Origin of the sequence: Blattabacterium sp. DPU, from assembly GCF_011290385.1 — a bacterium.
In the GTDB taxonomy this organism is placed as follows: domain Bacteria; phylum Bacteroidota; class Bacteroidia; order Flavobacteriales; family Blattabacteriaceae; genus Blattabacterium.
Window position 1 is genome coordinate 523,999 of the sequence record NZ_CP049785.1, and the last position, 26,367, is coordinate 550,365.

General features: G+C 25.5%; 26 protein-coding genes. 11 read left to right on the forward strand and 15 right to left on the reverse strand.

Features of this window, described 5'->3' with window-relative positions:
- Positions 1–12 precede the first annotated feature (12 nt).
- From infC to rplT, 3 genes are read left to right on the forward strand one after another with little or no spacing between them, the layout of a single operon-like run.
- The gene (infC, locus tag G9C01_RS02580; RefSeq protein ID WP_166266061.1) at positions 13–549 is read left to right on the forward strand and encodes a translation initiation factor IF-3; all 537 of its coding nucleotides are present in this window, start codon (positions 13–15) and stop codon (positions 547–549) included.
- An 11-nt stretch (positions 550–560) separates the two neighbouring features.
- On the forward strand, positions 561–749 hold the full coding sequence (gene rpmI / locus G9C01_RS02585; protein WP_166266064.1) for a 50S ribosomal protein L35: 189 nt from the start codon (positions 561–563) through the stop codon (positions 747–749).
- Between the two features lie 6 nt (positions 750–755).
- A complete protein-coding gene (gene rplT / locus G9C01_RS02590) occupies positions 756–1,106 on the forward strand; it encodes a 50S ribosomal protein L20 (RefSeq protein WP_166266067.1) in 351 nt (116 codons plus the stop codon).
- Here the strand turns inward: rplT and def are convergent.
- Positions 1,098–1,634, reverse strand: coding sequence for a peptide deformylase (gene def, locus G9C01_RS02595; RefSeq protein ID WP_166266070.1), 537 nt, complete (start codon positions 1,632–1,634; stop codon positions 1,098–1,100). The genes rplT and def overlap by 9 nt on opposite strands.
- 3 nt (positions 1,635–1,637) lie before the next feature.
- Positions 1,638–2,075, reverse strand: a complete 438-nt coding sequence (ruvX, locus tag G9C01_RS02600; protein ID WP_166266073.1) for a Holliday junction resolvase RuvX — start codon at positions 2,073–2,075, stop codon at positions 1,638–1,640.
- A gap of 63 nt (positions 2,076–2,138) precedes the next feature.
- Between ruvX and G9C01_RS02605 the strand changes: the two genes are divergently transcribed.
- Genes G9C01_RS02605 through G9C01_RS02620 form a run of 5 tightly spaced genes read left to right on the forward strand, consistent with a single transcriptional unit; the run spans position 2,139 to position 5,980 of the window.
- Positions 2,139–2,963 (forward strand): 2,3,4,5-tetrahydropyridine-2,6-dicarboxylate N-succinyltransferase, encoded by an 825-nt coding sequence (locus G9C01_RS02605; protein ID WP_207573369.1) that lies wholly within the window; start codon positions 2,139–2,141, stop codon positions 2,961–2,963.
- Positions 2,964–3,242: an L-threonylcarbamoyladenylate synthase gene (locus G9C01_RS03135; protein WP_256379516.1), complete on the forward strand. Its 279-nt coding sequence runs from the start codon at positions 2,964–2,966 to the stop codon at positions 3,240–3,242.
- 20 nt (positions 3,243–3,262) lie between these two features.
- The gene (locus G9C01_RS03140; protein ID WP_256379519.1) at positions 3,263–3,541 is read left to right on the forward strand and encodes an L-threonylcarbamoyladenylate synthase; all 279 of its coding nucleotides are present in this window, start codon (positions 3,263–3,265) and stop codon (positions 3,539–3,541) included.
- A 6-nt stretch (positions 3,542–3,547) separates the two neighbouring features.
- The gene (locus G9C01_RS02615; protein ID WP_166266076.1) at positions 3,548–4,966 is read left to right on the forward strand and encodes a CCA tRNA nucleotidyltransferase; all 1,419 of its coding nucleotides are present in this window, start codon (positions 3,548–3,550) and stop codon (positions 4,964–4,966) included.
- A gap of 6 nt (positions 4,967–4,972) precedes the next feature.
- Positions 4,973–5,980, forward strand: coding sequence for a DHH family phosphoesterase (locus G9C01_RS02620; RefSeq protein ID WP_166266079.1), 1,008 nt, complete (start codon positions 4,973–4,975; stop codon positions 5,978–5,980).
- Here G9C01_RS02620 and G9C01_RS02625 read toward each other — a convergent pair.
- From G9C01_RS02625 to G9C01_RS02635, 3 genes are read right to left on the reverse strand one after another with little or no spacing between them, the layout of a single operon-like run.
- Positions 5,964–6,518 (reverse strand): thioredoxin family protein, encoded by a 555-nt coding sequence (locus G9C01_RS02625; RefSeq protein ID WP_166266082.1) that lies wholly within the window; start codon positions 6,516–6,518, stop codon positions 5,964–5,966. The two genes, G9C01_RS02620 and G9C01_RS02625, sit on opposite strands and share 17 nt — an antisense overlap.
- 3 nt (positions 6,519–6,521) lie before the next feature.
- Positions 6,522–7,313, reverse strand: coding sequence for a zinc ribbon domain-containing protein (locus G9C01_RS02630; RefSeq protein ID WP_166266085.1), 792 nt, complete (start codon positions 7,311–7,313; stop codon positions 6,522–6,524).
- A 2-nt stretch (positions 7,314–7,315) separates the two neighbouring features.
- Complete coding sequence (locus tag G9C01_RS02635) at positions 7,316–8,419, reverse strand: Nif3-like dinuclear metal center hexameric protein (protein WP_166266089.1); 1,104 nt, start codon at positions 8,417–8,419, stop codon at positions 7,316–7,318.
- Positions 8,420–8,515: 96 nt separating this feature from the next.
- Here G9C01_RS02635 and lipA point away from each other — a divergent pair, with 96 nt between their 5' ends.
- A complete protein-coding gene (gene lipA / locus G9C01_RS02640) occupies positions 8,516–9,370 on the forward strand; it encodes a lipoyl synthase (RefSeq protein WP_166266092.1) in 855 nt (284 codons plus the stop codon).
- 10 nt (positions 9,371–9,380) lie between these two features.
- Here the strand turns inward: lipA and G9C01_RS02645 are convergent, their stop codons facing one another.
- Positions 9,381–11,990, reverse strand: a complete 2,610-nt coding sequence (locus tag G9C01_RS02645) for a UvrD-helicase domain-containing protein (RefSeq protein ID WP_371807686.1) — start codon at positions 11,988–11,990, stop codon at positions 9,381–9,383.
- Between the two features lie 80 nt (positions 11,991–12,070).
- On the opposite strand from G9C01_RS02645, the gene fbaA reads away from it, so the two are divergent.
- A complete protein-coding gene (gene fbaA / locus G9C01_RS02650; RefSeq protein ID WP_166266097.1) occupies positions 12,071–13,138 on the forward strand; it encodes a class II fructose-bisphosphate aldolase in 1,068 nt (355 codons plus the stop codon).
- Positions 13,139–13,145: 7 nt separating this feature from the next.
- On the forward strand, positions 13,146–13,985 hold the full coding sequence (accD, locus tag G9C01_RS02655) for an acetyl-CoA carboxylase, carboxyltransferase subunit beta (protein ID WP_166266100.1): 840 nt from the start codon (positions 13,146–13,148) through the stop codon (positions 13,983–13,985).
- Positions 13,986–13,988: 3 nt separating this feature from the next.
- On the opposite strand, the gene guaA is transcribed toward accD, so the two are convergent.
- The 9 genes from guaA to G9C01_RS02700 are packed head-to-tail and all read right to left on the reverse strand — an operon-like array spanning position 13,989 to position 26,361.
- Positions 13,989–15,542: a glutamine-hydrolyzing GMP synthase gene (gene guaA, locus G9C01_RS02660; protein WP_166266103.1), complete on the reverse strand. Its 1,554-nt coding sequence runs from the start codon at positions 15,540–15,542 to the stop codon at positions 13,989–13,991.
- A 16-nt stretch (positions 15,543–15,558) separates the two neighbouring features.
- A complete protein-coding gene (purD, locus tag G9C01_RS02665; RefSeq protein WP_166266442.1) occupies positions 15,559–16,797 on the reverse strand; it encodes a phosphoribosylamine--glycine ligase in 1,239 nt (412 codons plus the stop codon).
- Between the two features lie 4 nt (positions 16,798–16,801).
- Entirely contained in the window at positions 16,802–18,337 is a 1,536-nt protein-coding gene (purH, locus tag G9C01_RS02670; protein ID WP_207573360.1) for a bifunctional phosphoribosylaminoimidazolecarboxamide formyltransferase/IMP cyclohydrolase, read from the reverse strand.
- 39 nt (positions 18,338–18,376) lie between these two features.
- Positions 18,377–18,946: a formyltransferase family protein gene (locus G9C01_RS02675; RefSeq protein ID WP_166266106.1), complete on the reverse strand. Its 570-nt coding sequence runs from the start codon at positions 18,944–18,946 to the stop codon at positions 18,377–18,379.
- Between the two features lie 15 nt (positions 18,947–18,961).
- Complete coding sequence (gene purM / locus G9C01_RS02680) at positions 18,962–19,951, reverse strand: phosphoribosylformylglycinamidine cyclo-ligase (RefSeq protein ID WP_166266109.1); 990 nt, start codon at positions 19,949–19,951, stop codon at positions 18,962–18,964.
- A gap of 20 nt (positions 19,952–19,971) precedes the next feature.
- Positions 19,972–21,405, reverse strand: a complete 1,434-nt coding sequence (purF, locus tag G9C01_RS02685) for an amidophosphoribosyltransferase (protein ID WP_166266448.1) — start codon at positions 21,403–21,405, stop codon at positions 19,972–19,974.
- A 36-nt stretch (positions 21,406–21,441) separates the two neighbouring features.
- Entirely contained in the window at positions 21,442–22,170 is a 729-nt protein-coding gene (gene purC, locus G9C01_RS02690) for a phosphoribosylaminoimidazolesuccinocarboxamide synthase (protein WP_166266112.1), read from the reverse strand.
- Positions 22,167–22,661, reverse strand: coding sequence for a 5-(carboxyamino)imidazole ribonucleotide mutase (gene purE, locus G9C01_RS02695; protein WP_166266115.1), 495 nt, complete (start codon positions 22,659–22,661; stop codon positions 22,167–22,169). Before purE ends, purC begins: the two co-directional genes overlap by 4 nt.
- A gap of 22 nt (positions 22,662–22,683) precedes the next feature.
- Positions 22,684–26,361, reverse strand: a complete 3,678-nt coding sequence (locus tag G9C01_RS02700; RefSeq protein ID WP_166266118.1) for a phosphoribosylformylglycinamidine synthase — start codon at positions 26,359–26,361, stop codon at positions 22,684–22,686.
- Positions 26,362–26,367: the final 6 nt, after the last annotated feature.

A 26,367-nucleotide genomic window follows, 5' to 3' on the forward strand; every position in this document is an offset into this window, starting at 1 on the left:
AAGAAAAATAGAATGTACCGACCATTACCGCAAAAAAAAGAAGAACATCGTATCAATGATAATATTGTGAATACACCAAAAGTTCGTATAGTAGGTCATTCTTCCATAGAAAATGGAGTATACTCTATTCAAGAAGCTTTTAGATTTTCGAGGGAAAAAGAATTAGATTTGGTTGAAATTAATCCTAAATTAAATCCTCCAGTGTGTAAAATATTGGATTACAAAAAATTTTTATATGAACAAAAAAAAAGAAAAAAACAATTCAAAGCAAAACAAATTAAAGTAAATACTAAAGAAATTAGATTCGGTCCTCAAATTGGAGATCATGATGGAAAAGTTAAGATTAAAAGTGCAGAAAAATTTTTAATGCGCGGAGATAAAGTAAAAGTATTTGTTTTTTTTAAAGGCCGTTCCATAGTATATAAAGATCAAGGTAAAATCAAATTGTTAAAATTTGCAGAAGAAATTGAGGAATATGGAAAAGTCGAACAAATGCCTGTCATGGAAGGAAAAAGAATGTATATGGTATTAGCTCCAAAAAAATTTTAATTTTATTCATTATGCCTAAATTAAAAACAAAATCAGGATCTAAAAAAAGATTTAAAAAAACAGCTCATGGATATATTAAAAGAAAACATGCATTTAAAAATCATTTATTAAATAAAAAATCTAAAAGAAGAAAACGAAATCTTTCTTTATTTACTTTATTGAAGAAATCAGATCAAAAAAATATAAAAACACAAATTTAGAAATTTATGCCTAGATCTACAAATGCAGTTTCCTCTAGACGGAAACGTAAAAAAATACTGAAATTGGCTAAAGGTTTTTACGGGGCCAGAAGTAAAGTTTATACAGTAGCTAAAAATGCTGTAGAAAAATCTTTCATTTATGCTTTTTCAGGAAGAAAAAGAAAAAAAAGAAATTTCAGATCTCTTTGGATTCAACGTATCAATGCAGGAGTACGACAATATGGAAAATCCTATTCAGAATTTATGAGTAAATTATCAGAAAAAAAGATTCTAATCAATAGAAAAATTCTTGCGTATATATCCATGAATGATTCTAATGTTTTCAAAAAAATAATAGAAGATGTTTATTCACAATGAATTAGTTTTTGATAAATTCATCAATTTTTTCTCTATTATTTTCTTTTTTTTATAAGAAAAATAATCTATAAAAAGTTTTCCTTCTATATGATCATATTCATGCAATATTACTCTTGCACATATACCTGTTAAGGTTTTTTTTTGTTTTTTCCAATTTTGATCAAAATATTCAATGATTACATTTGATTTTCTTTTTATATATCCCATAATTCCAGGAATACTAAGACAGCCTTCATTGAATTTGCTCTTTTTTCCATAAGTTTTTAATATTTTAGCATTAATAAAAACTTCCTTATAATTATTTATAATGTCTTTTTCTTCCAAATAAGGAGTTTCAACTATAAAAAGTCGAATATTTTTTCCAATTTGGGGAGCAGCTAATCCTACTCCTTTTACTTTATGTATAGTTTCAAACATATCTTTAATCAATTGATTGATTTTTTTTCTATTTTCATAAAAAGAAAAATCTATATCTAAACATTTTTTTCTTAAAATAGGATTTCCATAAAGAATTATAGGTAATACCATGAATTAATTTTTTTTTTCTTTTTTTGGATTTGTAAGAGTTAGATAAGACTGTAAAATTATAGTGGCACTAATCTGATTTAAAATTATTTTTTCTCTTCTTTTTTTTTTTTTCAAACCTAATTTTATCATGGTAGAAAAAGCGATTTTAGATGTAAAACGTTCATCTAATCTTTCTATCCTAATTTTAGGATATTTTATATGAAATTTTTTTATAAATTTTTGAATCTCTATTTCTACTAAAATTTCTTTTTGATTATTCAATTTTTTGGGTAATCCTACAACAATTTTTTCTATTTTTTCATAAACTAAAAAACATTTGAAAAAATTCATTAAATCTTGAGTTGGAATAGCATTTAGTCCAAACGCGAATATTTTTTGAGAATCTGTTATAGATAATCCAGTGATAATTTTTCCATAATCTATTCCTAATATTTTTGACATTGTAAAATATATATCTTGTTATCTTATTTTATTTTTGCTACTTTTGTTGTTATTAATATACTCATTAAAGTGAATAAATTAAAATTAGAAATAGATAAAGCTTGGAATAATAAAAATGTATGGGAAACTGATAAAAATATAAAAAATATAGTAATTCAGGTTATTAATCTTATAGAAGAAGGTTCAATCAGAGTATCAAATTATTTTCATGGAAAATGGATAATCAACGAATGGATTAAAAAGGCTATTATTATGTATTTTTCTGTTCAAAATATGAATACAATAGAATTAGGTCCATTAGAATTTTATGATAAAATTCCTATTAAAAATAAGTTTAAAAAAAAAGGAGTTCGTGTTGTACCTCATGCTATAGCACGTTATGGTTCGTATATATCACCGGGTGTTATCCTTATGCCTTCTTATGTAAATATAGGAGCATACATAGGTAAAAATACAATGATAGATACATGGGCAACAGTGGGTAGCTGTGCTCAAATTGGAAATGGAGTCCATGTAAGTGGAGGAGTAGGAATAGGAGGAGTTTTAGAACCTTTACAAGCTAACCCAGTTATTATTGAAAATGATGTTTTTATTGGATCTAGATGCATTTTAGTGGAAGGCGTTTTGATAAAAAAAAGTGCTGTTTTAGGAGCGAATGTAGTTATTACTTCTTCTACTAAAATTTTTGATGTAACCCATGAAAAACCTGTAGAAATAAAAGGAGTGGTTCCCGAGTATTCTGTAGTTATCCCTGGATCTTATCCAAAAAAATTCCCTTCAGGTATATATCATGTTCCATGTGCAATGATTATAGGAAAAAGAAAAGAAAGTACAAATAAAAAAGTATCTTTAAATGATGCATTGAGAACTCATAATTTAGCAATTTAAATGTCTTTTTACGAAGAAATAGAAAAAGGTGTAGATATATTAAAAAAAGGAAAAAACTTATTATATCCTACAGATACTGTATGGGGTTTGGGATGTGATGCGTATAATATACAAGCTATAAGAAAAATATGTGAAATAAAAAATAGAAGTATTTCAAAACCCATGATTGTTCTAGTGGAAAGTATGGATCGTTTGCATCAATTAGTAGGAGAAGTTTCTTTTTTCACTAAAAGGATAATTAGTGATAATCTTGTCAAAAAAAAAAACCTGTTACTGTAATATACGAAAATACTAAAAAAATAGCATCTAATTTTTTTAGTAAAGATAATACTTTAGCTGTTCGCTTGACAAATGATCCTTTTTGTATTTATTTGATTCGATATTTGGATAGACCTATCATTTCTACTTCCGCTAATTTATCAGGATTTGTTACTCCTAAATCTTTTTCAGAAATTAGTTCTTATATTTTAAAAAAAACAGATTATATTGTCAATTTTCGTAGAGAAGAAAAAGCTAAATACAATAGTTCTTCTATTATAAAAATTGTGTCCCATAAAATCAAAATATTACGGATATAGATTAACATGAATTTGTCATCTGCTGTCCATCAAGAAATTTTTCGTATTATAAGTATTTCTGCTCAAAAAATAAAACAAAATAGTTATGTTATAGGAGGTTATGTAAGAGATTTTTTATTAGGAATTATGAATTCTAAAGATTTAGATATTTTAACTATAGGAGAAGGGATAAAGTTAGCTCAAGAGGTCTCTAAATATATGATTCCTTTTCCTAAAATAATAATATTTAAACGTTTTGGAACAGCTATGTTAAAATATAACAATCAAAAAATTGAATTTGTAGGATCTAGAAAAGAATCTTATCATTTTTATAGTAGAAAACCTATTATAGAATTAGGATCATTGCAAGATGATCAAAAAAGAAGAGATTTTACAATCAATGCTTTAGCTATTAGTTTAAATCATAACAATTATGGAGAATTAATAGATCCATTTGGAGGTTTCATGGATTTAAAAAAAAAAATATTAAGAACCCCATTAGATGCAAATATAACTTATTCTGATGATCCATTACGAATGATGCGAGCTATACGATTTGCCACTCAACTGCAATTTGAGATTGAAAAAGATTCGTTTCAATCAATTCAAAAAAATAAGGATAGAATAAATATTGTTTCTATAGAAAGAATTATGGAAGAATTTAATAAAATTCTTTTGTCTGAAAAACCTTCTATTGGATTGTTTTTATTATATGAATCTGGATTATTGTCAATTATATTACCGGAATTAGTTTCGTTAAAAGGAATAGAAAAAAAAAATGGATATAAACATAAAGATAATTTTTATCATACTTTACAAGTAGTAGATAATATTAGTAAAGAAAAAAATAGTTCTCTTTGGTTAAGATGGGTGGCATTACTTCACGATATAGGAAAGACTTCTACTAAGAAATTTTTTCCTAAAATAGGATGGTCTTTTCATGATCATGAATTTGTAGGATCCAAAATGGTTATAAATATATTTCAACGTTTAAAGCTTCCAAAAGGTTCTTATATGAAATATGTTCAAAAAATGATTCTATACAGTTATAGACCTATTGCATTAATAGGAAATCATCCTCGTGATTCTGCTATACGTAGATTATTATTTGACATAGGAAATGATTTAGAAGATTTAATGAAATTATGTATTGCTGATATTACTACTAATAATATAGAAAAAAAAAATCAATATAAAAAAAATATTTTTACTCTTATAGAAAGAATTAGAAAGTTAGAAGCAAAAGATAAGATCAAAAATTGGAAATCTCCTATATCAGGAAATGATATAATGAAGACTTTTCATATCGATCCATGTAGAAAAATAGGAATCATAAAAGATTTTGTTAAAGATTCTATATTAGAAGGAAAAATATCTAATAATTTTCATTCTGCTTATTTACTAATGTTAAAAAAAGGAGAAGAATTGGGATTAAAAAAAAAATAAAAAAGTATGTTGTTTTCTAATATTAATGGAATAAATAAAAAAAAAATTGTTATATTGCCTCATAATAACCCGGATGGAGATGCTTTGGGATCTTCCCTGGCTCTTTTATTTTATTTTAGAAAATTAAAACATGATGTAGATTTAATATCTTCTACAGAATATTCTGAATCTTTTCAATGGCTTCCTGGAAGCAAGGATATTATTGTATTTTCTGAACATACACGACATTTAGTAGAAACAAAAATTATAAACTCTGATTATGTTTTTATTATAGATTTTAATAATTTATCAAGAATAGATAAGATAAGAGATATTTTTTTATGTTCAAAAGCAAAAAAAATATTAATAGATCATCATCCTCTCCCATTTTATTTTGATTTTATGTTTTCAGATTCTACAGTTCCAGCTACCAGTATTTTAGTATTTCGATTCATATCAGATATGAATAATTTAGATAAAATAGATAAAAAAATAGCTACATGTTTATATGTTGGATTGATGACTGATACAGGTTTTTTTCGTTTTCCTTCTATGACTTCAGAAACCCATTTTATTGCTGGAAAATTAATAGAGAAAGGAATTGATATAGATTACATTTATAATAATTTGCAAGAAAAATATAATGAAAATAGATTAAAATTATTGTCTAAAGTTTTAAAAAAATTAAAAGTTATTCAAAAATATAGAACTGCTTATACAAGTATTGAAACTTCGGATATAAATTTTTTTTCTTATAAACCAGGAGATACAGAAGGATTTATTACTTATGGACTAGGGATTAAAAACATAGTTTTTTCCGTTTTATTTTTTGAAGAAAAAGAAAAGTCTCACATCAAAATCTCCTTTCGTTCAAAAGGAAACTTTGATGTGAATAAGTTTGCTAGAAAACATTTTAGAGGAGGAGGACATAAAAATGCATCAGGAGGGATCTCAGAAAAGAGTTTGTCTGAATCAATCAAATATTTCTTAAGTATTCTCCCTAATTATTATAAAAATCTTATGTTTTCCATTTAATGTTACATCCAAAACTTAATTTTACTATTGGATATATTTTTTTTTCTTCCAAAATATTTTGTAATACATTTCTCAGATCAAAACCTGTAACAGGAATATCATTTCCAGGTCTAGAATCATCTAATTGACCATGATAACATAAGTTTCCATTTCCAGAAAATATAAAAAATTCAGGAGTACATTTTGCTTTGTAATATTTAGCAACTTCTTGTGTTTCATCAAAAAAATAAGGAAAAGGATAACCTAATTGATTATATACTTTTTTCATATTTTCTGGAGAATCTTCCGGATATTTTTTTGCATCATTAGAATTGATAGCTAAAAATGATATTTTTTCTGGTATAAAATCATTAGCCAAACGAATTAATTCCATATTGATATGCTTAACATATGGACAATGATTACAAATAAACATTATAACGGTTGCTTTTTTTGAAAAAAAATCTTTCAAAGATTTTTTTTTTCCTGAAGATACCTCTAATAATTCAAAATCTTTAATTTGAATTCTAATTTCACTAGAAGAATAAGTTTTTACCATATTTTACAATTTTTTTTTATAAGAAAAAACAAGAGATTTTTTCTTCTCTTCCTCAGCTAATTCAGAATCTATTAATATCCTTCCACTATGTTCATCTACTAAAAGTTTATTACGTTGGATTAGTTCAGAATATTTTTGAGGAGTAATTGCTAAATAAGACCCCAATGGAGCCCCTCTTTGTACTGGAGCGATAGCAACTCCATTTTTAACTCCATTTCTAATTCTTTGATAAGTATTTAATAAACTATTATCTATTTTTTTAGAAAAATATAAAGACTGTTCCAATAAAATTTTTTCTTCTTGGTTATATTCTAAAAGAATATTGTTTAATTCTTTTTTTTTGTAAAAAAGATGCTCCTCTTTGTTTTTTAAAATCTTTTCTTTTTCTTTTAGAATTTCTTCATTTTTACAAATTTGAACATTTAATTCCTTAATTTTTTTTCTAGATAACTGAATTTCTAATTTTTGATAATCAATTTCTTTATCTAAAGAGTATAATTCTTTATGATTTTTGATATGATTTTTTTGTTTTTCATATTTATTGATCAAAATATCTGAAGATTTAATATTTTGATTTTGTTTACTTATATTTTCTTTTATAGAAAGAATTTCTTCATGAAGATTCTCTAATTTTTTTTTCATTTGACATAGTTCTTCTTCTATACTTTTTACTTCCATAGGAATATTAACACGAAATTTTCGTATTTCATCTACACGAGAATCTATCAATTGAAGATTGTATAATACTCTCAATTTATCTATTACAGTAACCGCTTCTTGTATTTTATGGTCCATAATTAATAAAAATATTTAATTGGATTAGTATGAACTTCTGATTCATAAATGGAAATTGAAAAAAAATTTTTTTCTAATAAAGATTTTAATAAATTTTTAGTAAATTTTTCAGATTCATAATGTTCTATATCTACAATTAATATTTTTTTTTCATGTTTGAAAAAATCATGATATTTCAAATCAGAGGATATAAAAACATCAGCCTTTTCTGCAAGAGCAGTTTCTATTCCAAAACGACCTGATCCTGTGATCATTGCTATTTTTTTAATTTCTTTTTTTATAAAATTAGAATGTCTAATACAAGAAAGATTCATTCTTTTTTTTATAAAAAAAAGAAAATCATATTCATTCATTTTTGTCATAAGACTTCCTATAAAACCTATTCCTACATTAGGATTAACATTTTCAAGATTATAAATTTCGTAAGCTACTTCTTCATAAGGATGATTTTTTAATAATGCATTTTTTATTATATTTAATTTATAATCAGGAAAAATAACACTAATACAAGTTTCTTTTTCCATATGAATAATTTCTTTTTTTCCAATGAAAGGTTTAGTTTTTTTATTTCCCATGTAACTTCCAAATCCATCAAAATTATAACTGCAATGACTATAATTAGAAATATTTCCAGCTCCTGCCTCAAACAAAGCGTTCCTGACTATATCAGCATAATTAACTGGAACATAAGTTATTAATTTTTTTATAGTTTCTCTTTTTGGAAAAAGAACTTTTTCTCTGTTAATTCGTAATAATTTGGATATATAAGAAGAAGTTCCTTCCCATACTACATCTAAATTTGTGTGAATTACATAAATAGATATGTTATTTTTTAACGCATGAATTATGACTTTTTCTGAAAATGTTTTTCCAGTTATACTTTTAATAGATTTAAAAATAATAGGATGAAAAGAAATTATCAAATCACATTTTTTTTTGATAGATTCATAAAGGACCTCTTCACTTATATCTAGAGTTACTAGTACATTTCTTACTTTTTTACAAAAAGAACCTACTATTAATCCAACGTTGTCATAAGATTCAGCATATTCTGTAGGAGCTATGTTTTCTAATACTTTAGCAATATCTTTTACAAACACTTCCATACATATAATCTATTCTGTTAAAATAAAAAACGTCCGTTTCAACAAATTTATCAAAAAAAAATTGATTTTTATATTTTTATAAATAAAATAAAAAATATGAATGTTATTCGAAAAAAACCAAAATGGATTAAGGTAAAATTACCAATGAGTAAAAATTATCATGAATTGCAAAAATTAGTTTCTTTACATAAACTAAATACTATTTGTCAAAGTGGAAGTTGTCCAAATATAGGAGAATGTTGGGATAAAGGAGTGGCTACTTTTATGATATTGGGAAACATTTGTACAAGGTCTTGTAGATTTTGTGGAGTGAAAACAGGACGTCCCGATAAAATCGATTGGAATGAACCAGAAAAAGTGGCAAAATCTATAAAAATATTGAAAATAAAACATGCAGTATTAACTTCTGTAAATAGAGATGATTTGCTGGATATGGGTTCTGATATATGGGTTAAAACTATACAAAAAGTACGATTTTTGAATCCAAATATTACGATAGAAGCTTTAATTCCAGATTTTAAAGGAGAAAAAAAAATAATTAATAAAATAATTGACATAAAACCAGAAGTAATTTCTCATAATGTAGAAACGGTTGCTAGATTAACAAAAAAAGTCCGTATTCAAGCTAAATATAATCGTAGTCTTGAAGTTTTACAATATATAAAAAAGAAAAATCAAAAAATACGTACAAAAACAGGAATTATGTTAGGATTAGGAGAAACGAAAGAAGAAATAATAGAAACTATGGAAGATATAAAAAAATCTAAAGTGGATATTCTTACAATGGGACAATATTTACAACCTTCTACCAAGCATTATCCTGTTCGTTTTTTTGTTTTTCCAGAACAGTTCAAAGAACTGAAAAAGATTGGATTAAAAATGGGATTTAAATATGTAGAAAGTGGACCGTTAGTTAGATCTTCTTATCATGCAGAAAAACATGTGAAATGAATTAAGAATTTTATTTTTCTTTTCCAAAGGTATACTTATACTTTTTTTCATTCCACATTTTTTTTTCACATAGAAAATTTCTAATATAATAAGAAATAGATCTATCATTTCCAAATTTTGAAAATAAAATAAGTTTTTCAATAGAACGGGTCGTCGCTACATATAATAAATTGATATTATCAAATTTAATATTTGATAAATAATCATCATAAAAATTACGGATATTATTATCATATTTTATATGTTTAAAATAGGATTCTATTTCTAAATAAATAGAATTGAATCCATTATATAAATTAGGATCGATATCTATCCATATTTTTTCTTTATTTTTTTTAGAAAAAATATCCCAATCGGTGAAAGGAATAAGTACCACAGGAAATTGTAATCCCTTAGATTTATGAATAGTCATAATACGAATAGCATTAATGTGATCTGAAATTATAATACTTTCTTTTTCTTTTTTAAATTCCCAATGATCTAGAAAATCTAGAATAGAATTTCCTACTTTTCTCATAGATCTATAAACAAAATCTAAAAAAGAATAGATATATGTAGAATTTTGTTTATTTAATAATCTAAAAGATTCAATAATATCTTCTGATATGTTGTATATAGATTTATTATATAATTTGTTTAATGTTAATGAATTTTTCAACATAATCTTTTTTAAGAAGAGATTCAAAGGTAAAAAAAGTATTTTCATGATAAAATCATGATTATTTTTTTTAGTGCGAATAAATTTATTTTTTAATAATAAAAAAATTAAAACAACTCTTTTTTGATAACAATGAGGATAAGCAAAAACGTACAAAAAATTTACGATGATTTGGATTTCTAAATGATTTTTTATTAATAAAGAAACAGAAGTATTTACTAGTACCCCATCTTCCATTAGTTTTTCAGATAAAAAATGACCTTCTTTATTGTTTCTCACTAAAATAGCAATATCTGATAATGCATATTTTTGTTTCAATAATTGATTGATTTTATTTTTTATGTTTGAATAAATATGTTCTTTATAATTTTGATGATGATCATTAATAAAATTTATTTCTACATATCCCCCAGATTTTTTGGGATTTATTTTTTGTTTGTAATTTTTGTATATATCTTGATAAATAGTATAATTAAATGTTTTAGATATAGATTGATATAGTAAGTTATTAAATTTTACAATTTCTTCATCACTACGAAAATTTTTTTCTATAGTTTTTATTGTTTTTTTATAACAATATGATTTAGAATTAATTAATTTTATAAATTGTTTAGCATCACCCCCTCTCCATCTATATATAGATTGTTTAGGATCTCCTACTATCATAGCTGATCCATTTTCTGATAATGCATTTTCAACTAAGATTCTAATATTTTGCCATTGTAAAAATGAAATATCTTGAAATTCGTCTATAAAATAATATTTATATTGTATCCCTATTTTTTCATATACTTTTGGAAGTGTTCCTTTAACAATTTTTTCATAAAGGATCTTATTTAATTCTGCATTTAAAATTACTTTTTTTTCATTTTTTATAGAACGAAATTCTTTTTCAATTTCATGTATTATTGATAATAAATTTATCTTTTTTAAGAAAAGTTTATCTAAAAAATAATTTGATATATTTTTTTTATATATAGATTTTGCTTTTTTGTATAAAAAAAGTATTTTATTTTTATTTTTTTCTATTAATGTTTTTTGATTATCATCAAAAAAAAATTGAGAATAAAATATTCCTTTTTGAATATTTTTTTCAATACGTTTATTAAACGGATTAAAAAATATATTTCCGTTTTGAAATTTTTGGAACAATCTTGGTAAATCTAAATAAACAAATGAATGTTTTTGAATAGATGTTTTTTCCAAAAGTTGAAAAAATTCTTCTCCTTTTTTTTTACATTTTTTTTCAAATATTTTAGTTCTTTTGATTAAAAGATTTTTTAACTGAACAAAATCTTCCAAAGAGTAATTTTCTATTTTTTTTATATAAAAAAAATTATTTTCTTCAAGTATTATGTGAACTATTTTGAATAATTCTTTTCTTAAATCCCAATTTCTTCCTTCTTTTATATTTTCTAGGGAAGATTGAATCAAAACATTCGACCATTTCTCAGAATTTTTTAATCTACATAATATATTATCTACAATTTTCAATAAAAATCGATCTGCATCCATTTCTAAATTTACTTCTCTATCATATAAAAAAGATCTTATAATATTATAAGTAAATTTATCTATTGTACTTATATTTTTAGAAAAAGAATAAAAATTCTGCAATATAGAGAACAATATTTTTTCAGAACGTTGATATAATTGGTATTTTGTTAAACGAAAATTTTTCGTGATAGAATCAAATAAGAAACGATATTCTTTTTTAACTTTTTTATTTGAAAATTCTTTTATACATTGTAAAATACGGTTTTTCATTTCTTCTGAAGCTTTTTTAGTAAAAGTTAAAGCTAAAACTTTTTTAAATTCATCAGGATAAGGACTTTTTAATAAAACATAAAGATAATTGATAACTAAAAAAGTAGTTTTTCCCGAACCTGCTGAAGCATTGTATATTTCTAATGTAGAAGGCATAACGAGCATAGGTATATTGGTATATTGAATTTGATTCAAATCAAAAATTTTTTTATATATTAAAAATACTTTTTTTTACATTTGTTAATCCTTTTAATTAAAAAATAAATTTTACACACATGTCTAGAAAATTTCCTTTTGGAGTGGCTACTGGTAATCTTGTGAAAGAAATATTTGAATATGCTAAGGAAAATGTATTTTCCATACCTGCTGTAAATGTAATTGGATCTAATACTATGAATGCTGTTATGGAAACTGCTGCAGAAATAAATTCTCCTGTTATTATTCAATTATCTAATGGAGGGGCTATTTTTAATGCGGGAAAAGGATTAAGCAATGATAAACAAAAAGCAGCAATTCAAGGTTCTATAGCTTGTGCTATGCATATTCATGAATTGGCCTCATACTATAAAACAACGGTTATTCTTCATACAGATCATTGTTATAAACCTCTTCTTCCATGGATAGATGGATTGATAGAAACTAATGAAAAATATTATAAACGTTTTGGAAAAACGTTGTTTAGTTCACATATGTTAGATCTTTCTCAAGAATCTTTAATAGATAATATTAATATTTGTGAACAATATTTTTACAGAATGAATAAAAGTAAAATGACTCTTGAAATAGAACTTGGTGTTACGGGAGGAGAAGAAGATGGAATAGATAATTCTAATGTAGAAAACAAGAAACTTTATACTCAACCAGAAGAAGTTGGTTATGCTTATGAAAAATTAACTAAAATCAGCAACAATTTTATTATAGCAGCATCTTTTGGAAATGTACATGGAGTATATAGACCTGGAAATGTTGTACTTTGTCCTGATATTTTGAAGAATACACAAGAATATATACAAAGAAAATTTCATACTAATCCTAAACCAGTTTCTTTAGTTTTTCATGGAGGATCAGGGTCTACCGAAAAGGAAATACAAAAAGCTATTAGTTATGGAGTTGTGAAAATGAATGTAGATACTGACTTGCAATATGCTTTTGCTTGTGGAGTTCGAGATTATATGAATATAAATAAGGAATATTTAAAAAAACAGATAGGAAATCCAAAAGGAAAACATATTCCTAATAAAAAATATTATGATCCTAGAATATGGTTAAGAGAAGGAGAAAAATATTTCAAAAAGATTTTAAAAAAATATTTTGAACTCATGAATAATATTAATACTTTATAAAATAACCATGGCTTGGTTTTTAAGAAAAAAAAAGAATATTTTAACATCTACAAATGAAAGAAAGGATTTACCAAAAGGGATTTGGTATAGGACTCCTAGTGGAAAAATTATAGATTCTGAAGAATTAAAAAAAAATGCATATGTAAGTCCAGAAGATGGATATCATGTAAGAATTCATAGTAAAGAATATTTTGAAATTCTTTTTGATCATGGTGAATTTTTAGAAATGAACGTAAAGATGATGAGTAAAGATCCTATAAAATGGGAAGATTATAAAAAGTATACAGATCGAATTCAAGAAGCACGAAAAAAAACAAATTTATATGATGCAATTCGAACAGGAATTGGAAAAATTAAAACTATAAAAGTTGTGATATCTTGCATGGATTTTTCATTTATAGGAGGATCTATGGGATCCGTAGTAGGAGAAAAAATATCTAGAGCCATAAAATATTGTATCGATAAAAAATATCCATATATTTTAATTTCTAAATCTGGAGGGGCAAGAATAATGGAATCCTCTTTTTCATTAATGCAAATGGCTAAAACTATAGCTAGATTAACCCAATTACGTGATGCTAAAATTCCGTATATTTCTGTTTTAACGGATCCAACTACGGGAGGCGTTACTGCTTCTTACTCTTTACTTGGAGATATTAATATAGCTGAACCAGGAGCTCTTATTGGATTTGCAGGCCCTAGAGTTATTAGAGAAATAATAGGCAAAGATCTTCCAGAAGGATTTCAAACTGCAGAATTCTTAATGGACCATGGATTTATAGATTTAATTTCTCCTAGAACAGAATTAAAAAAAAATATATATAATTTAGTTTCTATGATGATATAAAAATCATTCCCATTCAATAGTTGATGGAGGTTTAGAAGTGATGTCATATGCTATTCTATTAATTTCTTCTACTTCATTAGTAATTCTGCTTGAAACTTTTTCTAAAAAATTGTATGATAAATGAGCGAAAGTTGCGGTCATAAAATCTTCAGTATTAATTACACGTAATATAGCTGCATATTCATATGTTCTTTTATCTCCTTTTATTCCTACAGATTTTATAGGCAATAAAACAATAAAAGCTTGACTTACAGAATTATAAATTTCTGAATTTATTAATTCTTGTAACAAAATATCCTCTGCTTTTCTTATAAGGAAAATTTTTTTTTCATTTATTTCTCCAATAACACGAATACCTAACCCCGGTCCAGGAAATGGATGACGATATAAAATTTCTTTTGGAAATCCCAATTTTTGTCCTATTTTTCTGACTTCATCTTTAAATAATTCTTTTAAAGGTTCAACGAGTTTTAATTTCATTAATTTTTTTGGAAGTCCTCCTACATTATGATGAGATTTTATAGAACAACTTATTGAATTATTTGAATAAACAGAAGATTCAATAACATCTGAATATATGGTTCCTTGTGCTAAAAATTCAACATCTTTAATTTTTTCTGATTCTTTTTGAAAAATATAAATAAATTCTTCACCTATAATTTTCCTTTTTATTTCAGGATCGATAATTCCAGTTAATTTAGATAAAAAATGATTTTTAGCATCTATTATTTTTATAGGAAAATGCATTTTTTGACATAAAGAATATATTTTTTCTTCTTCATTTTTTAATAAAAGTCCTGTATCTACGAAAATACAATTTAAAGAATTTCCAATAGCTTGATAAATAATATAAGCAGTAACAAAAGAATCTACTCCTCCAGAAAAACCTAAAATAACTTTTTTTTTCCCAACACGTTTTTTAATATCATATATCGTATTTTGTACAAAATTGTTCAATTTCCAATTAGAATCACATTTGCAAATGTGAAAAACAAAATTTTTCAACATAGATATTCCATATTCTGTATTTTTTACTTCTGGATGAAATTGTACTGCATAAATATCTTTACTGATATGACTAAAAGCTGCAATATGACAAGATGATGTATGTCCGATAACTTGAAATTCTTTTGGGAGATTTTTAATTTCGTCGAAATGACTCATCCAAACAATAGATTTTTCGGGAATTCCATAAAATATATTGTTATTAGGATGATCTATGATTAAACAGGATTTTCCATATTCTTTATATTTTGATTTTTTTACTTTTCCTCCAAAAAGAAAAGAAATAAGTTGCATTCCATAACAAATTCCAAATATAGGAATATTAAGTTGAAAAATATCTTTAGATATTAATGGAGAACCTGTTTCATAAACAGAAAAAGGTCCTCCTGATAAAATCAATCCTTTAGGTTTGTTTTTTGAAATTATATGTAATATACGAATATCATTATAATGATATAATAAAGTATATACTCCTATATCTCGAATTCTTCTAGCTATCATATGACTATATTGAGATCCAAAATCTAATATGAGTATAAAATCTTTTTTCATTTTTGGATTTTTTAAATTATAAACCAATATCTTTTCTAAAATACATGTTTTCAAATTTAATTTTTTGAACCTGATCATAAGCATTTTTTCTAGCTTCTTGAAAAGAATTCCCTATTCCTACTATATTGAGTACTCGTCCACTTGATGTAATCCATTTTTTTTGTTCCTTTTTTGCTCCAGCAATATAAAAAGGTTCCTTTAAAAAATTTAAACCTGTTATAATTTTTCCGATTTCATATTTTTCAGGATATCCTTTAGATGATAAAACTACACAGCAAGAACATAATTTTTTCCAATCAATAGATATCTTTTTATGTATAAAGGAAGATTGAATAATTTTTAAAAAATTACTTTTCATTAATGGAAATAAAGTTTGAGCTTCAGGATCACCTATGCGAGTATTGTATTCTAATAGGTAAACTTTGTTATGACTTATCATTAATCCAAAATATAAGAATCCAAAAAAAGTTAATTTTTCCATAAGCAATCCTTCCAAAGTAGGTTCTAAAATGTTTTTTTTAAAATCTATCCAAATAGAATCTGTCATATATGGATTGGGAACAATAGATCCCATTCCTCCAGTATTTAATCCTTTTTCATTTTCTATAATTTTTTTATAATCTTTGGCCGATAAAAAAGGAATAATGTTTTTTCCATTAAAAATAGATATAATAGAAACTTCTTTTCCTTGCAAAAATTCTTCTATGATAATTTGATTTCCAGATTTTCCAAATTTTTTTTTTATCATAATATTTTTTAAAGCTTTTATAGCTTCATTTTTATCATGGACTAAAATAACACCTTTTCCTGCAGCTATTCCATTTGTTTTAATAGCTACAGAATTCATATCCTTTTTTAAAAAAAAATTAAGAGCCTTTTCATAGCAATAAAAAATTTCATATTTAGGAGTACGAATTCCATATTTTTTCATAAAAGATTTAGCAAAAATTCGGTCTCCTTCAAGTTGAGCAGCTGAATAATGTGGCCCCACTATTTTTAGTCCAAAATTTTGAAAAATATCAACAACTCCTTCTAATAAAAAGATTTCGGATCCTACAATAGTTATATCTATTGCATTTTTTTTAGCAAAAAAACCTAAATCCAATGCCGTATTATGGTTTTCAAGATTTTTTCCTATGATACTTGTTCCTCCATTACCGGGATAAAAATAAAGTTGTATTGAATGATTATCTTCCAATAATTTTTTCCCCATAGCATGTTCACGTCCTCCGCTTCCAAGAATCAATATTTTCATAATTTTAGTGTTTAAAGTGTCTTTTTCCAGTAAAAGCCATTGCGATTCCATAGTCATCACAAGCTTTCACAGATTCTTCATCACGTATAGACCCACCTGGTTGAAGAATAGCACGGATACCACCATAACGAGCTGCTTCATCTACAACATCTCGAAAGGGGAAGAAAGCATCGGAAACAAGAACTAATCCATCTTTACTTTTTTCTAAAGCTCTTTCTATAGCTTGACGAGCTGCCCAAATTCTATTAGTTTGACCTCCAGAAATCCCTAAAGTTTGTGTTCCTTTAGCTACAACTATAGCATTAGATTTTACATATTTTACTACTTTTTGAGCAAAAAATAATGATTTCAACTCTTGATCACTAAATTTTTTTTTAGTAACTATTTTATAATTTTCCTCATAAGGAGAAGAATCATCTGATTCTTGTACTAAAATTCCTCCATCTACTTGTACATATTCTAATCTATCTGATATAGGGTCATTGATTTTAATAATTCTAAGATTTTTTTTAATTTTTAAAATATTTAAAACATCTGTTTCGTAACTAGGTGAAATAACCACTTCTAAAAAAATGTGATTTATTTCTTTTGATAGTTCTTTTGTTATTGGAACATTAACAGCCATTATTCCTCCAAAAGATGAAACTGTGTCAGCGTAATAAGTTTTTTGAAATGCTTCAATAATATTTTTTCCTAACGCCACACCACAAGGTGTAGAATGTTTTACAGTACAACAAGCAGGTTCAGAAAATTGAGTAACGACTTTCCACGCTATATCCATATCTTTTAAATTATTAAATGATAGTTCTTTTCCATGTAATTGATGAAAATTCCGCATGGATCCTTTATGAATTGTATGAACGTAATAAGCTGCTTTTTGATGAGGATTTTCTCCATAACGGAGATTCATTTTTCTTTCATAAGAAGAATGTAAATAAATAGGAAATTTATCATCTATATCATCTAAAAGATATTGAGAAATAGCAGAATCGTAAGCAGAAGTAAAATTAAAGGCTTTTCCTGCTAATTTTTTCCTCAATTTTAATGAAGGGAATCCATAATGTTCTATTTCATATTGAACGAGTTCATAATCATTATTGTCTATAATAGCAGTTACATGTAAAAAATTTTTAGCAGCAGCTCTAAGTACGGATGGGCCACCAATGTCAATGAATTCTATTAAGGAATTAATATCAATAGATTTTTGATGTATTTTTTCAAAAAATGGATAAAAATTAACCAATACAACATCAATAAGATGAATATTATGAGAATGAATAGATTTCATATGTTTTTCAATGTAACGATTGGCTAAAATACCTCCATATATATTAGGATGAATGGTTTTGACTCTTCCATCTAAGATTTCAGGAAAAGAAGTAAGATCAGAAATATCTATAATATTTGATATCCCTTTTTTAATAAAATATTGATAGGTACCACCAGTAGAAACTATTTGATATCCTTTTTTATCTAAAAAATTTACAAAATTAAATAATTTTTCATTTTTATTATAAACACTAATCAAAGCTCTTTTCATAATTACTTTTTTTGAATATATAGGATCATTAATTTCTTATCATTTTAAAAGTTGATTAATAGATTGAATTAATATTTTTTTTTCTATTATAGAAACTTTTTCTGATAAAGATGTTAAAGTCTCCTTGGAATTAATTTCACATGTTTCTTGTAAAATTATATCTCCTGAATCCACATCTTTTGTGACATAATGAACTGTAGCTCCTGATATTCTTTCCTTATTTTTCAAAACTTTTTTATGTATTTTTGTTCCATACATTCCTTTTCCCCCATATTTAGGTAATAAAGAAGGATGAATATTTATAACTTTATCAAACCATTTTTCGCAAAATTCAGCATCAAGTATAGAAAGAAATCCTGAAAGAACTATAATATCCGGAATATATCTTATCAGTATATGGTTTATTTCTTTAGAAAAAAATTTTTTATTAGTTCTTATTAAAGAAAATACTGTGATATTTTTTTTCAATGCATGTTGAATTGCTTTACACCATCTATCAGAAATTACTAAATTTACTACAGAATTATAAAGTATTCCACTTTCAATTGCTTGAAAAATATGCTGCATATTGGTCCCTTTTCCAGAAACTAAAATAGTTATTTTTTTCATGGAAATATTTTATATTTATTTCAAAAATACTCTTTTATTTCCTTTCACAATATTACCTAAAATAAAAGGTTTTTCTCCTAAAATATGAAGCCTTTTTAAAATAGAATTTTTTTTTTCAAAAGAGATTGCTATAATCATTCCTACTCCCATATTAAAAGTTTTCCACATTTCATCTTCAGATAGATTTCCTGTTTTTTGAATATAATTGAAAACAGGTTGAATAGGAATTTTTTCTTTTTTCACTACAGCTGATAAACCTTCTGGAATAATTCTATATAGATTATCTAAAATTCCTCCTCCGGTAATGTGAGCTAATCCGTGAATCACAAATTCTTTTAATAAAATATGAATAGGAAAATGATAAATTCTAGTTGGAATTAAAAGCGTTTTATAAAACGGTTCTCCTTGAAAAGATTTAACAAAATCTTCTGTAGAAAAAATATTCCTAATTACAGAAAAACCATTACTATGTACACCTGATGAAGGTAGTCCTATTAAAATATCTCCTTCTTCAATTAATTTTTTACCATCTACAAGATGGTTTTTTTCTACAATACCTACACAAAATCCAGCGATATCATAATCATTTTCTTTGTAAATTCCAGGCATTTCTGCTGTTTCTCCTCCAATTAGACAAGTATTAGTTTTTTTGCAAGAAATAGCTATTCCTTGTATAATTTTTTCCACAATAATAGAGTCCAATTTTCCACAAGCTAAATAATCTAAAAAAAATAAAGGAATAGCCCCATGACATAAAACATCATTTGCACACATTGCAAAACAATCTTCTCCAATAACATTATATTTTTTATAATCTATAGCTAAACGTAATTTAGTTCCTACCCCATCTACTCCAGATACTAAAATAGGGTCTTGATATCCACATTCATATATTCTATAAAAACTAGAAAAATGATCTAATGTACTCATGACTCTATTATTATAAGTATTTTCTAAAATTTTACTCATCTTGCATATAATCATGTTGTTTTTTTTCCCTTTCATATTATTTATTTATATATTAATCAATTTTTTTGAACTGGATAAATTCCTGTAAAACAACCAAAACAATAATGAATACTTCCAAGTATGTCTATAAAATTATCCATACTTAAGAATTCTAAACTATCTACATTTAGAATTTTTGCTATACTTTTTTTATCAACATAATTGTATGATATGAGATCCTTTTTAGTTGGAGTATCGACTCCTAAATAACATGGGCCTATAATAGGAGGAGATGCACTTCTAAAATGAATTTCTTTAGCTCCTGCTTTTCTTAATATGTAAACTAATCTACGACTGGTAGTTCCACGGACTATAGAATCATCAATGATAACAATCCGTTTTCCTTTTATTTCATCTAATATAGGATTTAATTTCAAGTTTACCATTTTCTCTCGCATTTCCTGTTTGGGTAGAATAAAAGATCTCCCAATATATTTATTTTTTACTAAAATTGGTTTAAAAGGAATTCCAGAAGCTTTAGAATACCCAATAGAAGCTGGAACTCCAGAATCTGGGACTCCAATAACTACATCCGCTTTTACTGGATGTTGTTCATAAAGTTTTTCTCCACTTTTTTCACGAATTTTATAAACATTTATATTTTCAATTGAGGAATCAGGACGAGAAAAATAAATATATTCAAAAGAACATATTCTTTTTTTTGTATTTATCTTTTCTGTAAGTAGAGAGAATTGAACTGATTTTTTCTCCACAATTATAATTTCTCCTGGAAATAAATCTCTAACGTAAAATCCCCCAACAGAATCAATACCACAAGTTTCAGAGCTAAATATATAAGTTTCTTCATTTAACATTCCATAACATAAAGGACGTATTCCATTTGGATCTCTAAATGCAGCCATTTTATTATCCATAAGTACAATCACAGAATATGCTCCTTTAATATCAATTGTTGTTTTTTGAATAGCTTTTTCTAGATTATTACCAGATTCTGGTAAATATTTTTGTATTAAACGTAATATAACTTCGGAATCTGAATATTCGGATATAAAATTGATTCCTTTGGATTCTAATTTTTTACGAATCTTTTGAGCATTCACTAAATTTCCATTATGAACAATAGATATTGTACTCTTTCCAAAAGAATCTTCTCCAAAAAAAGGTTGAATATTTTTTTTACTTTGTCCTCCTTCTGTAGAATAACGAGTATGTCCAATTACAGCATTTCCATGATAACATTTAGAATTCGAAATTTTTCGAAAAAAATCTAAAACAAGACCTTCGCTTTTATGTGAGATAATAAATCCATCTCGTAAAACAGAAAAACCACAAGCTTCTTGTCCTCTATGTTGTAATGCAAATAAGCCAAATTGAATTAAAGAAAAGGTGTCTACTTTATAAGGAGAATAAATCCCAAAAACACCACATTCATCATGAAATTTATCAAAATAATTATTTTCCAGAATAAAAGGGAATAATTGAGATATCATCTTTTTGGAAAAAGAATATCTTTGTCCCATTATGGATTAACTTACATTTAACCTTTTTAATATCTCCATATAAATATCAAATACTTCTTCTTTTTCTTTTTTTTCCATTCTAAATAAATCTTTATCCAGTTTTTTCATTGTTATTTTATCCCAAAAACGACAAGTATCTGGACTGATTTCGTCAGAAAGTAGTATCTCGTTTTTATGATTTCTTCCAAATTCTGTTTTAAAATCTACTAATATAATGTTTTTATCTAAAAAGTATTTTTTTAGAATATGGTTAATTTTTGATATTATGCCATAAATGGTATTTAATTCTTCATAAGAAATAATTTTCAGAAATACTGCATGATGGTCATTAATTAAGGGGTCTTTTAATTGATCATTTTTATAAAATATTTCAAAAATAGGATTATATAAATCAATTCCTTCTCTAACTCCTAAACGTTTAGACATACTTCCGGAAACAATATTACGAACAACAAATTCCAAAGGAATTATATCTACTTTATGACATAATTGTTCTCTATTATTTTTTTTTCGTATAAAATGGGTTTTAATTCCACAGGAATTTAAAAATTTAAAAATTAATGTAGATATTTCATTATTTAAAATTCCTTTATCTTGCAATAACTTTTTTTTCAATCCATTTAAAGCAGTTATATCATCCTTATGATGAATTAATACCTCTATAGGATTATTAGTCGTATATATTTTTTTAGTCTTTCCTTCCAATAAAAGATTTTTTTTAATTATGCAGCTCATAGTAATAAACGTTGCTTAATTTCAGTTATTAATTTATCTTTTTTTTTCATTCTGAATTTTAGCAATAATTTTCTGATATCTTTATATTTTATGGATAAAATATGAATAGCTAACAAAGCAGCATTATAGGAATTATTTATACCAACTGTAGCAACGGGAACATCTTTCGGCATTTGTATCATAGATAAAAGAGCATCTATTCCTCCTAAAGATCCATAATTATTATTGCAATGAATAGGTACTCCTATAACAGGAATAATTGTTTTAGAAGAAATAAATCCAGGTAAATGAGCAGATAATCCAGCTCCTGCAATAATTACATCTATACCTTCAGATTCTATTTCTTTTATAATGTTTGATAAAATATCTGGTAATCTATGTGCGGAAATTACATAAGACTTATAATTTATGTTAAATTGTTTGAGTACTTCCGCTGTTATTTTCATAATTGATTTGTCAGAAATACTACCAAAAAATATAGCCACTTTCATATTTCATAAGTTATTTACAGTTTTATAAAAAATATTGTATAGCATTTTTGAAAATTGAATGTTCATGAACATTAGGTATATTTTTTAATAATCCATGTTCATAACGTTCTGGATGAGTCATTCTTCCATAAATTTTGCCATCTTCACTTAATACCCCTTCAACGGCTCCAATGGATCCATTAGGATTATATAATCTATCTAAACTAGGAATTCCTTCCAAATCTACATATTGTGCAGCAATTTGATTTTTATCTAATAAAATATTTATTGTTTTTTTACTCGCATAAAATCTTCCTTCACTGTGAGATATAGGAAGAGTATATATTTTATTTTTCATGCCATTTAACCATGGAGAATGATCAGAAATTACTTTGATATGAACACATTGGGATATATGTTTTTTTGTATTATTGAATGTCAATGTAGGAGAATTATGATTTCTTAAACATATTTTACCATCAGGTAATAATCCAGATTTTATTAATCCTTGAAATCCATTACAAATTCCTAAAATTAATCCATCTTGATCAAGAAAATATTTAATAGCATCTTGAATATATGGATTATGTAATATAGATACAATAAACTTAGCAGATCCATCCGGTTCATCTCCAGCACTAAAACCTCCACAAAGCATAAAAATTTGTGCAGACTCTATATTTTTTTTAAAAAAAAACATGGATTCTATAATATTTTTATTATCTAGATTTTTAAATACTAAAGTATTCACTATAGATCCTTCTTTCTCAAATGCACGAATTGATTCAAATTCACTATTTGTACCAGGAAATATAGGAATAAATACACGAGGTTTTCCTTTTTTTTTAAATTTACATTTCCATGAGATAGAATTATATTTTTCTTCTTTTTTTACATTTTTTTTTACATTACTTTTTTCTTTTTTTTCATATTCATGAAAGGAAAAAATAGAAGGAAAAGTTTTTAACCAATTTTTTATAGATTCTTCTATATCAATACAGATTCCATTAAAATTTAAATATTCATAAGGAATGATTTCTCCTATTGGAATGAAATTATCATATGAAATGGCAGATGTAGATTCTATAATTAAGGAACCTATGTTTGTTTCAAGCAAATGATTTTTATAATCAATAACTGCTCCTAAACGATTTCCAAAAGACATTTTCGCAATAGCAACAGAAATTCCTCCATCTTTTACTGTTTTTACCGAAACAATTTTTCCAGAACAAATTCCTTTAAAAATATGATCATAGGCTTTTTTGATAGAATCAAAATCTGGCATTTCATTTTCTAATGAATTGTGATAATACAAATAAATTTTATTTCCTACTTTTTTAAATTCAGGAGATGTAATATTAAAACAAAAACCTGTAGATACACCAAAAACAATCAATGTAGGTGGAACATGCAAATTTTTATACGTTCCAGACATAGAATCTTTTCCCCCTATAGAAGCTAATTCTAACGACATCTGAGCATGATAAGCTCCTAGTAAAGCAGAAAAAGGGATTCCCCAATGTTCTGGATTATTTCCCAATTTTTGATAATATTCTTGAAAGCTGAAATAAGTATTCCTGTAATTTCCTCCCATAGAAACAATTTTAGAAATACATTCTACAATAGCATAAGCTCCTCCATGAAAAGGACTCCAAGTAGATACTTCAGGATGAAAGCCCCAAGAAACTAAACTAACTGTATTTGTATTTCCTATCAAAACAGGAATTTTTTGTGCACTTCCTTCAGATGGAGTCATTTGATATTTTCCTCCAAAAGGCATTAAAACTGTAGTTCCTCCTACAGTACTATCAAACATCTCTACTAAACTTTTTTGAGAAGCTATATTTAATTTAGAAAGAGTATTTAAAAATGTTTCTTTACTAAAAATGATTTTTTTTGATTTATTAAAAGGAGAAATTGAAATTGGGGAATTCACGAGAACAGATTTTTCTTTATGATATCCCCGTGTATTTAAAAAAGAACTTTTTACATTAAAAATTTTTTTTCCTTTATAATCAAAAATGATACGTTTATTATCCGTGATTTCACCAATAGGAACAGCTATAATATTTTCTTCACGAGAAAAATGAATAAATTTTTTAACATTTTTAGGATCTAATATTACAGCCATACGTTCTTGAGATTCAGAAAGAGCAATTTCTATAGCCTTTATGTTTTTTGCATTTTTTTTAATTGGTATTTTATCTAAATAAAGAACTAAACTATCGTGTAATTCACCTACAGCTACGGAAGCTCCTCCTGCTCCAAAATCATTACATTTTTTTATCAAAGAAATAACCTCTTTTTTTCTAAAAAATCTTTGAATTTTTCTTTCTATGATAGGATCTCCTTTTGCTTGAACATTATTATTTTTGAAATCTAAATTCTGTTCTTTAGAGGAATCAGTAGCTCCTCCTATTCCTTCTTTTCCTGTTAATCCTCCAATTAATAAAATGATGTCTCCTTTTTTTGGTTTATCTTGCTTTATGAAATCAATAGGAACAGCTCCAACAACCATTCCCACCTCCATTCTTTTTGCTTTATATCCCTCATGATAAATTTCTTGTACATGAGTTGTTGCTAGTCCTACTTGATTTCCATAAGAACTATAACCACGAGCTGATTCAAAACAAATATGATGTTGAGGTAATTTACCATTAATAATTTTTGATTGAATAGGATCAGCTGCTCCACTTAATCTTATCCCCTGATAAACAAATGCTCTACCAGATAGAGGATCACGAATAGCTCCTCCTATACAAGTAGAAGCTCCTATAAAAGGATTCATTTCAGTAGGATGATTATGAGTTTCATTTTTAAATAATAAATACCATTTTTCTTTTTTTTTATTTTCAGTGAAATCTACATTTATGGTCATCATACATGCATTATGTTCATATGACGAAACATAATTTCTTAATTTTCCCTTTTGATAAAGAATTTTAGAAGGAATATTGGATAAATCCATAAGATTAATAGGAGATTTTGATCTCCCTACTGAATCTCTATCCTTTAAATATCTGTTAAAAATATTTTGATATGTTTTTTTTAATGAACCATCAAAAGATATATCTTTCAATGTAGTAAAAAATGTTGTATGACGACAATGATCAGACCAATAAACATCAAATATCCGTAATTCTGCTCGTGTCGGGTTTCGTTTTTCTTTATAAAAATATTTTTGAATAAAAAATAAATCATTAATTTCCATAGAAAAATTCCACTTACGATGGATTTTTATGATTTCATTAACAGATAAATTTATAAAGTTATCTATGATTTTGGTGTCATTTTTTTTATTTTTTCCAGTTGTATATAAACATGATTTTGTATAAAATTTTTTAATTTTATAAAAATCATCTTGTTTTTTCATTCCAATTAATTTTATTAATTGTCCAGCTTTTATGGATACCAACGATTTAGGATCTATAACTTTTATGCATTGTACAGCTGCATAAGCTCTAGATTCATATCTTTCTGGAAAATATTCTATACATGAAGTGGTCAAATGTATTTTTCTATGTAAAATATCTGTAATAGGATCTACAAAAACTTTTGATAAACTTTCCAAAAAAAGTTTTTCATTTATATTAAATATATCATATATATAATAAATAACTATATTAGACAATGAAATATTCATATTTTTTAATTCATTGTATAATTTTCTAGAATTAATATCAAAAGGACTTTTTTTTTGTATATAAATTCTGAAATTCATTATTTA

Excerpts from the sequence above, each read along its gene's own strand:
- infC (WP_166266061.1), top strand. The coding sequence starts at position 13 with ATGTACCGACCATTACCGCAAAAAAAAGAAGAACATCGTATCAATGAT.
- rpmI (WP_166266064.1), top strand. The coding sequence starts at position 561 with ATGCCTAAATTAAAAACAAAATCAGGATCTAAAAAAAGATTTAAAAAA.
- rplT (WP_166266067.1), top strand. The coding sequence starts at position 756 with ATGCCTAGATCTACAAATGCAGTTTCCTCTAGACGGAAACGTAAAAAA.
- def (WP_166266070.1), bottom strand. The coding sequence starts at position 1,634 with ATGGTATTACCTATAATTCTTTATGGAAATCCTATTTTAAGAAAAAAA.
- ruvX (WP_166266073.1), bottom strand. The coding sequence starts at position 2,075 with ATGTCAAAAATATTAGGAATAGATTATGGAAAAATTATCACTGGATTA.
- G9C01_RS03135 (WP_256379516.1), top strand. The coding sequence starts at position 2,964 with ATGTCTTTTTACGAAGAAATAGAAAAAGGTGTAGATATATTAAAAAAA.
- G9C01_RS02615 (WP_166266076.1), top strand. The coding sequence starts at position 3,548 with ATGAATTTGTCATCTGCTGTCCATCAAGAAATTTTTCGTATTATAAGT.
- G9C01_RS02620 (WP_166266079.1), top strand. The coding sequence starts at position 4,973 with ATGTTGTTTTCTAATATTAATGGAATAAATAAAAAAAAAATTGTTATA.
- G9C01_RS02625 (WP_166266082.1), bottom strand. The coding sequence starts at position 6,518 with ATGGTAAAAACTTATTCTTCTAGTGAAATTAGAATTCAAATTAAAGAT.
- G9C01_RS02630 (WP_166266085.1), bottom strand. The coding sequence starts at position 7,313 with ATGGACCATAAAATACAAGAAGCGGTTACTGTAATAGATAAATTGAGA.
- G9C01_RS02635 (WP_166266089.1), bottom strand. The coding sequence starts at position 8,419 with ATGGAAGTGTTTGTAAAAGATATTGCTAAAGTATTAGAAAACATAGCT.
- lipA (WP_166266092.1), top strand. The coding sequence starts at position 8,516 with ATGAATGTTATTCGAAAAAAACCAAAATGGATTAAGGTAAAATTACCA.
- fbaA (WP_166266097.1), top strand. The coding sequence starts at position 12,071 with ATGTCTAGAAAATTTCCTTTTGGAGTGGCTACTGGTAATCTTGTGAAA.
- accD (WP_166266100.1), top strand. The coding sequence starts at position 13,146 with ATGGCTTGGTTTTTAAGAAAAAAAAAGAATATTTTAACATCTACAAAT.
- guaA (WP_166266103.1), bottom strand. The coding sequence starts at position 15,542 with ATGAAAAAAGATTTTATACTCATATTAGATTTTGGATCTCAATATAGT.
- purD (WP_166266442.1), bottom strand. The coding sequence starts at position 16,797 with ATGAAAATATTGATTCTTGGAAGCGGAGGACGTGAACATGCTATGGGG.
- purH (WP_207573360.1), bottom strand. The coding sequence starts at position 18,337 with ATGAAAAGAGCTTTGATTAGTGTTTATAATAAAAATGAAAAATTATTT.
- G9C01_RS02675 (WP_166266106.1), bottom strand. The coding sequence starts at position 18,946 with ATGAAAAAAATAACTATTTTAGTTTCTGGAAAAGGGACCAATATGCAG.
- purM (WP_166266109.1), bottom strand. The coding sequence starts at position 19,951 with ATGAAAGGGAAAAAAAACAACATGATTATATGCAAGATGAGTAAAATT.
- purF (WP_166266448.1), bottom strand. The coding sequence starts at position 21,405 with ATGATATCTCAATTATTCCCTTTTATTCTGGAAAATAATTATTTTGAT.
- purC (WP_166266112.1), bottom strand. The coding sequence starts at position 22,170 with ATGAGCTGCATAATTAAAAAAAATCTTTTATTGGAAGGAAAGACTAAA.
- purE (WP_166266115.1), bottom strand. The coding sequence starts at position 22,661 with ATGAAAGTGGCTATATTTTTTGGTAGTATTTCTGACAAATCAATTATG.
- G9C01_RS02700 (WP_166266118.1), bottom strand. The coding sequence starts at position 26,361 with ATGAATTTCAGAATTTATATACAAAAAAAAAGTCCTTTTGATATTAAT.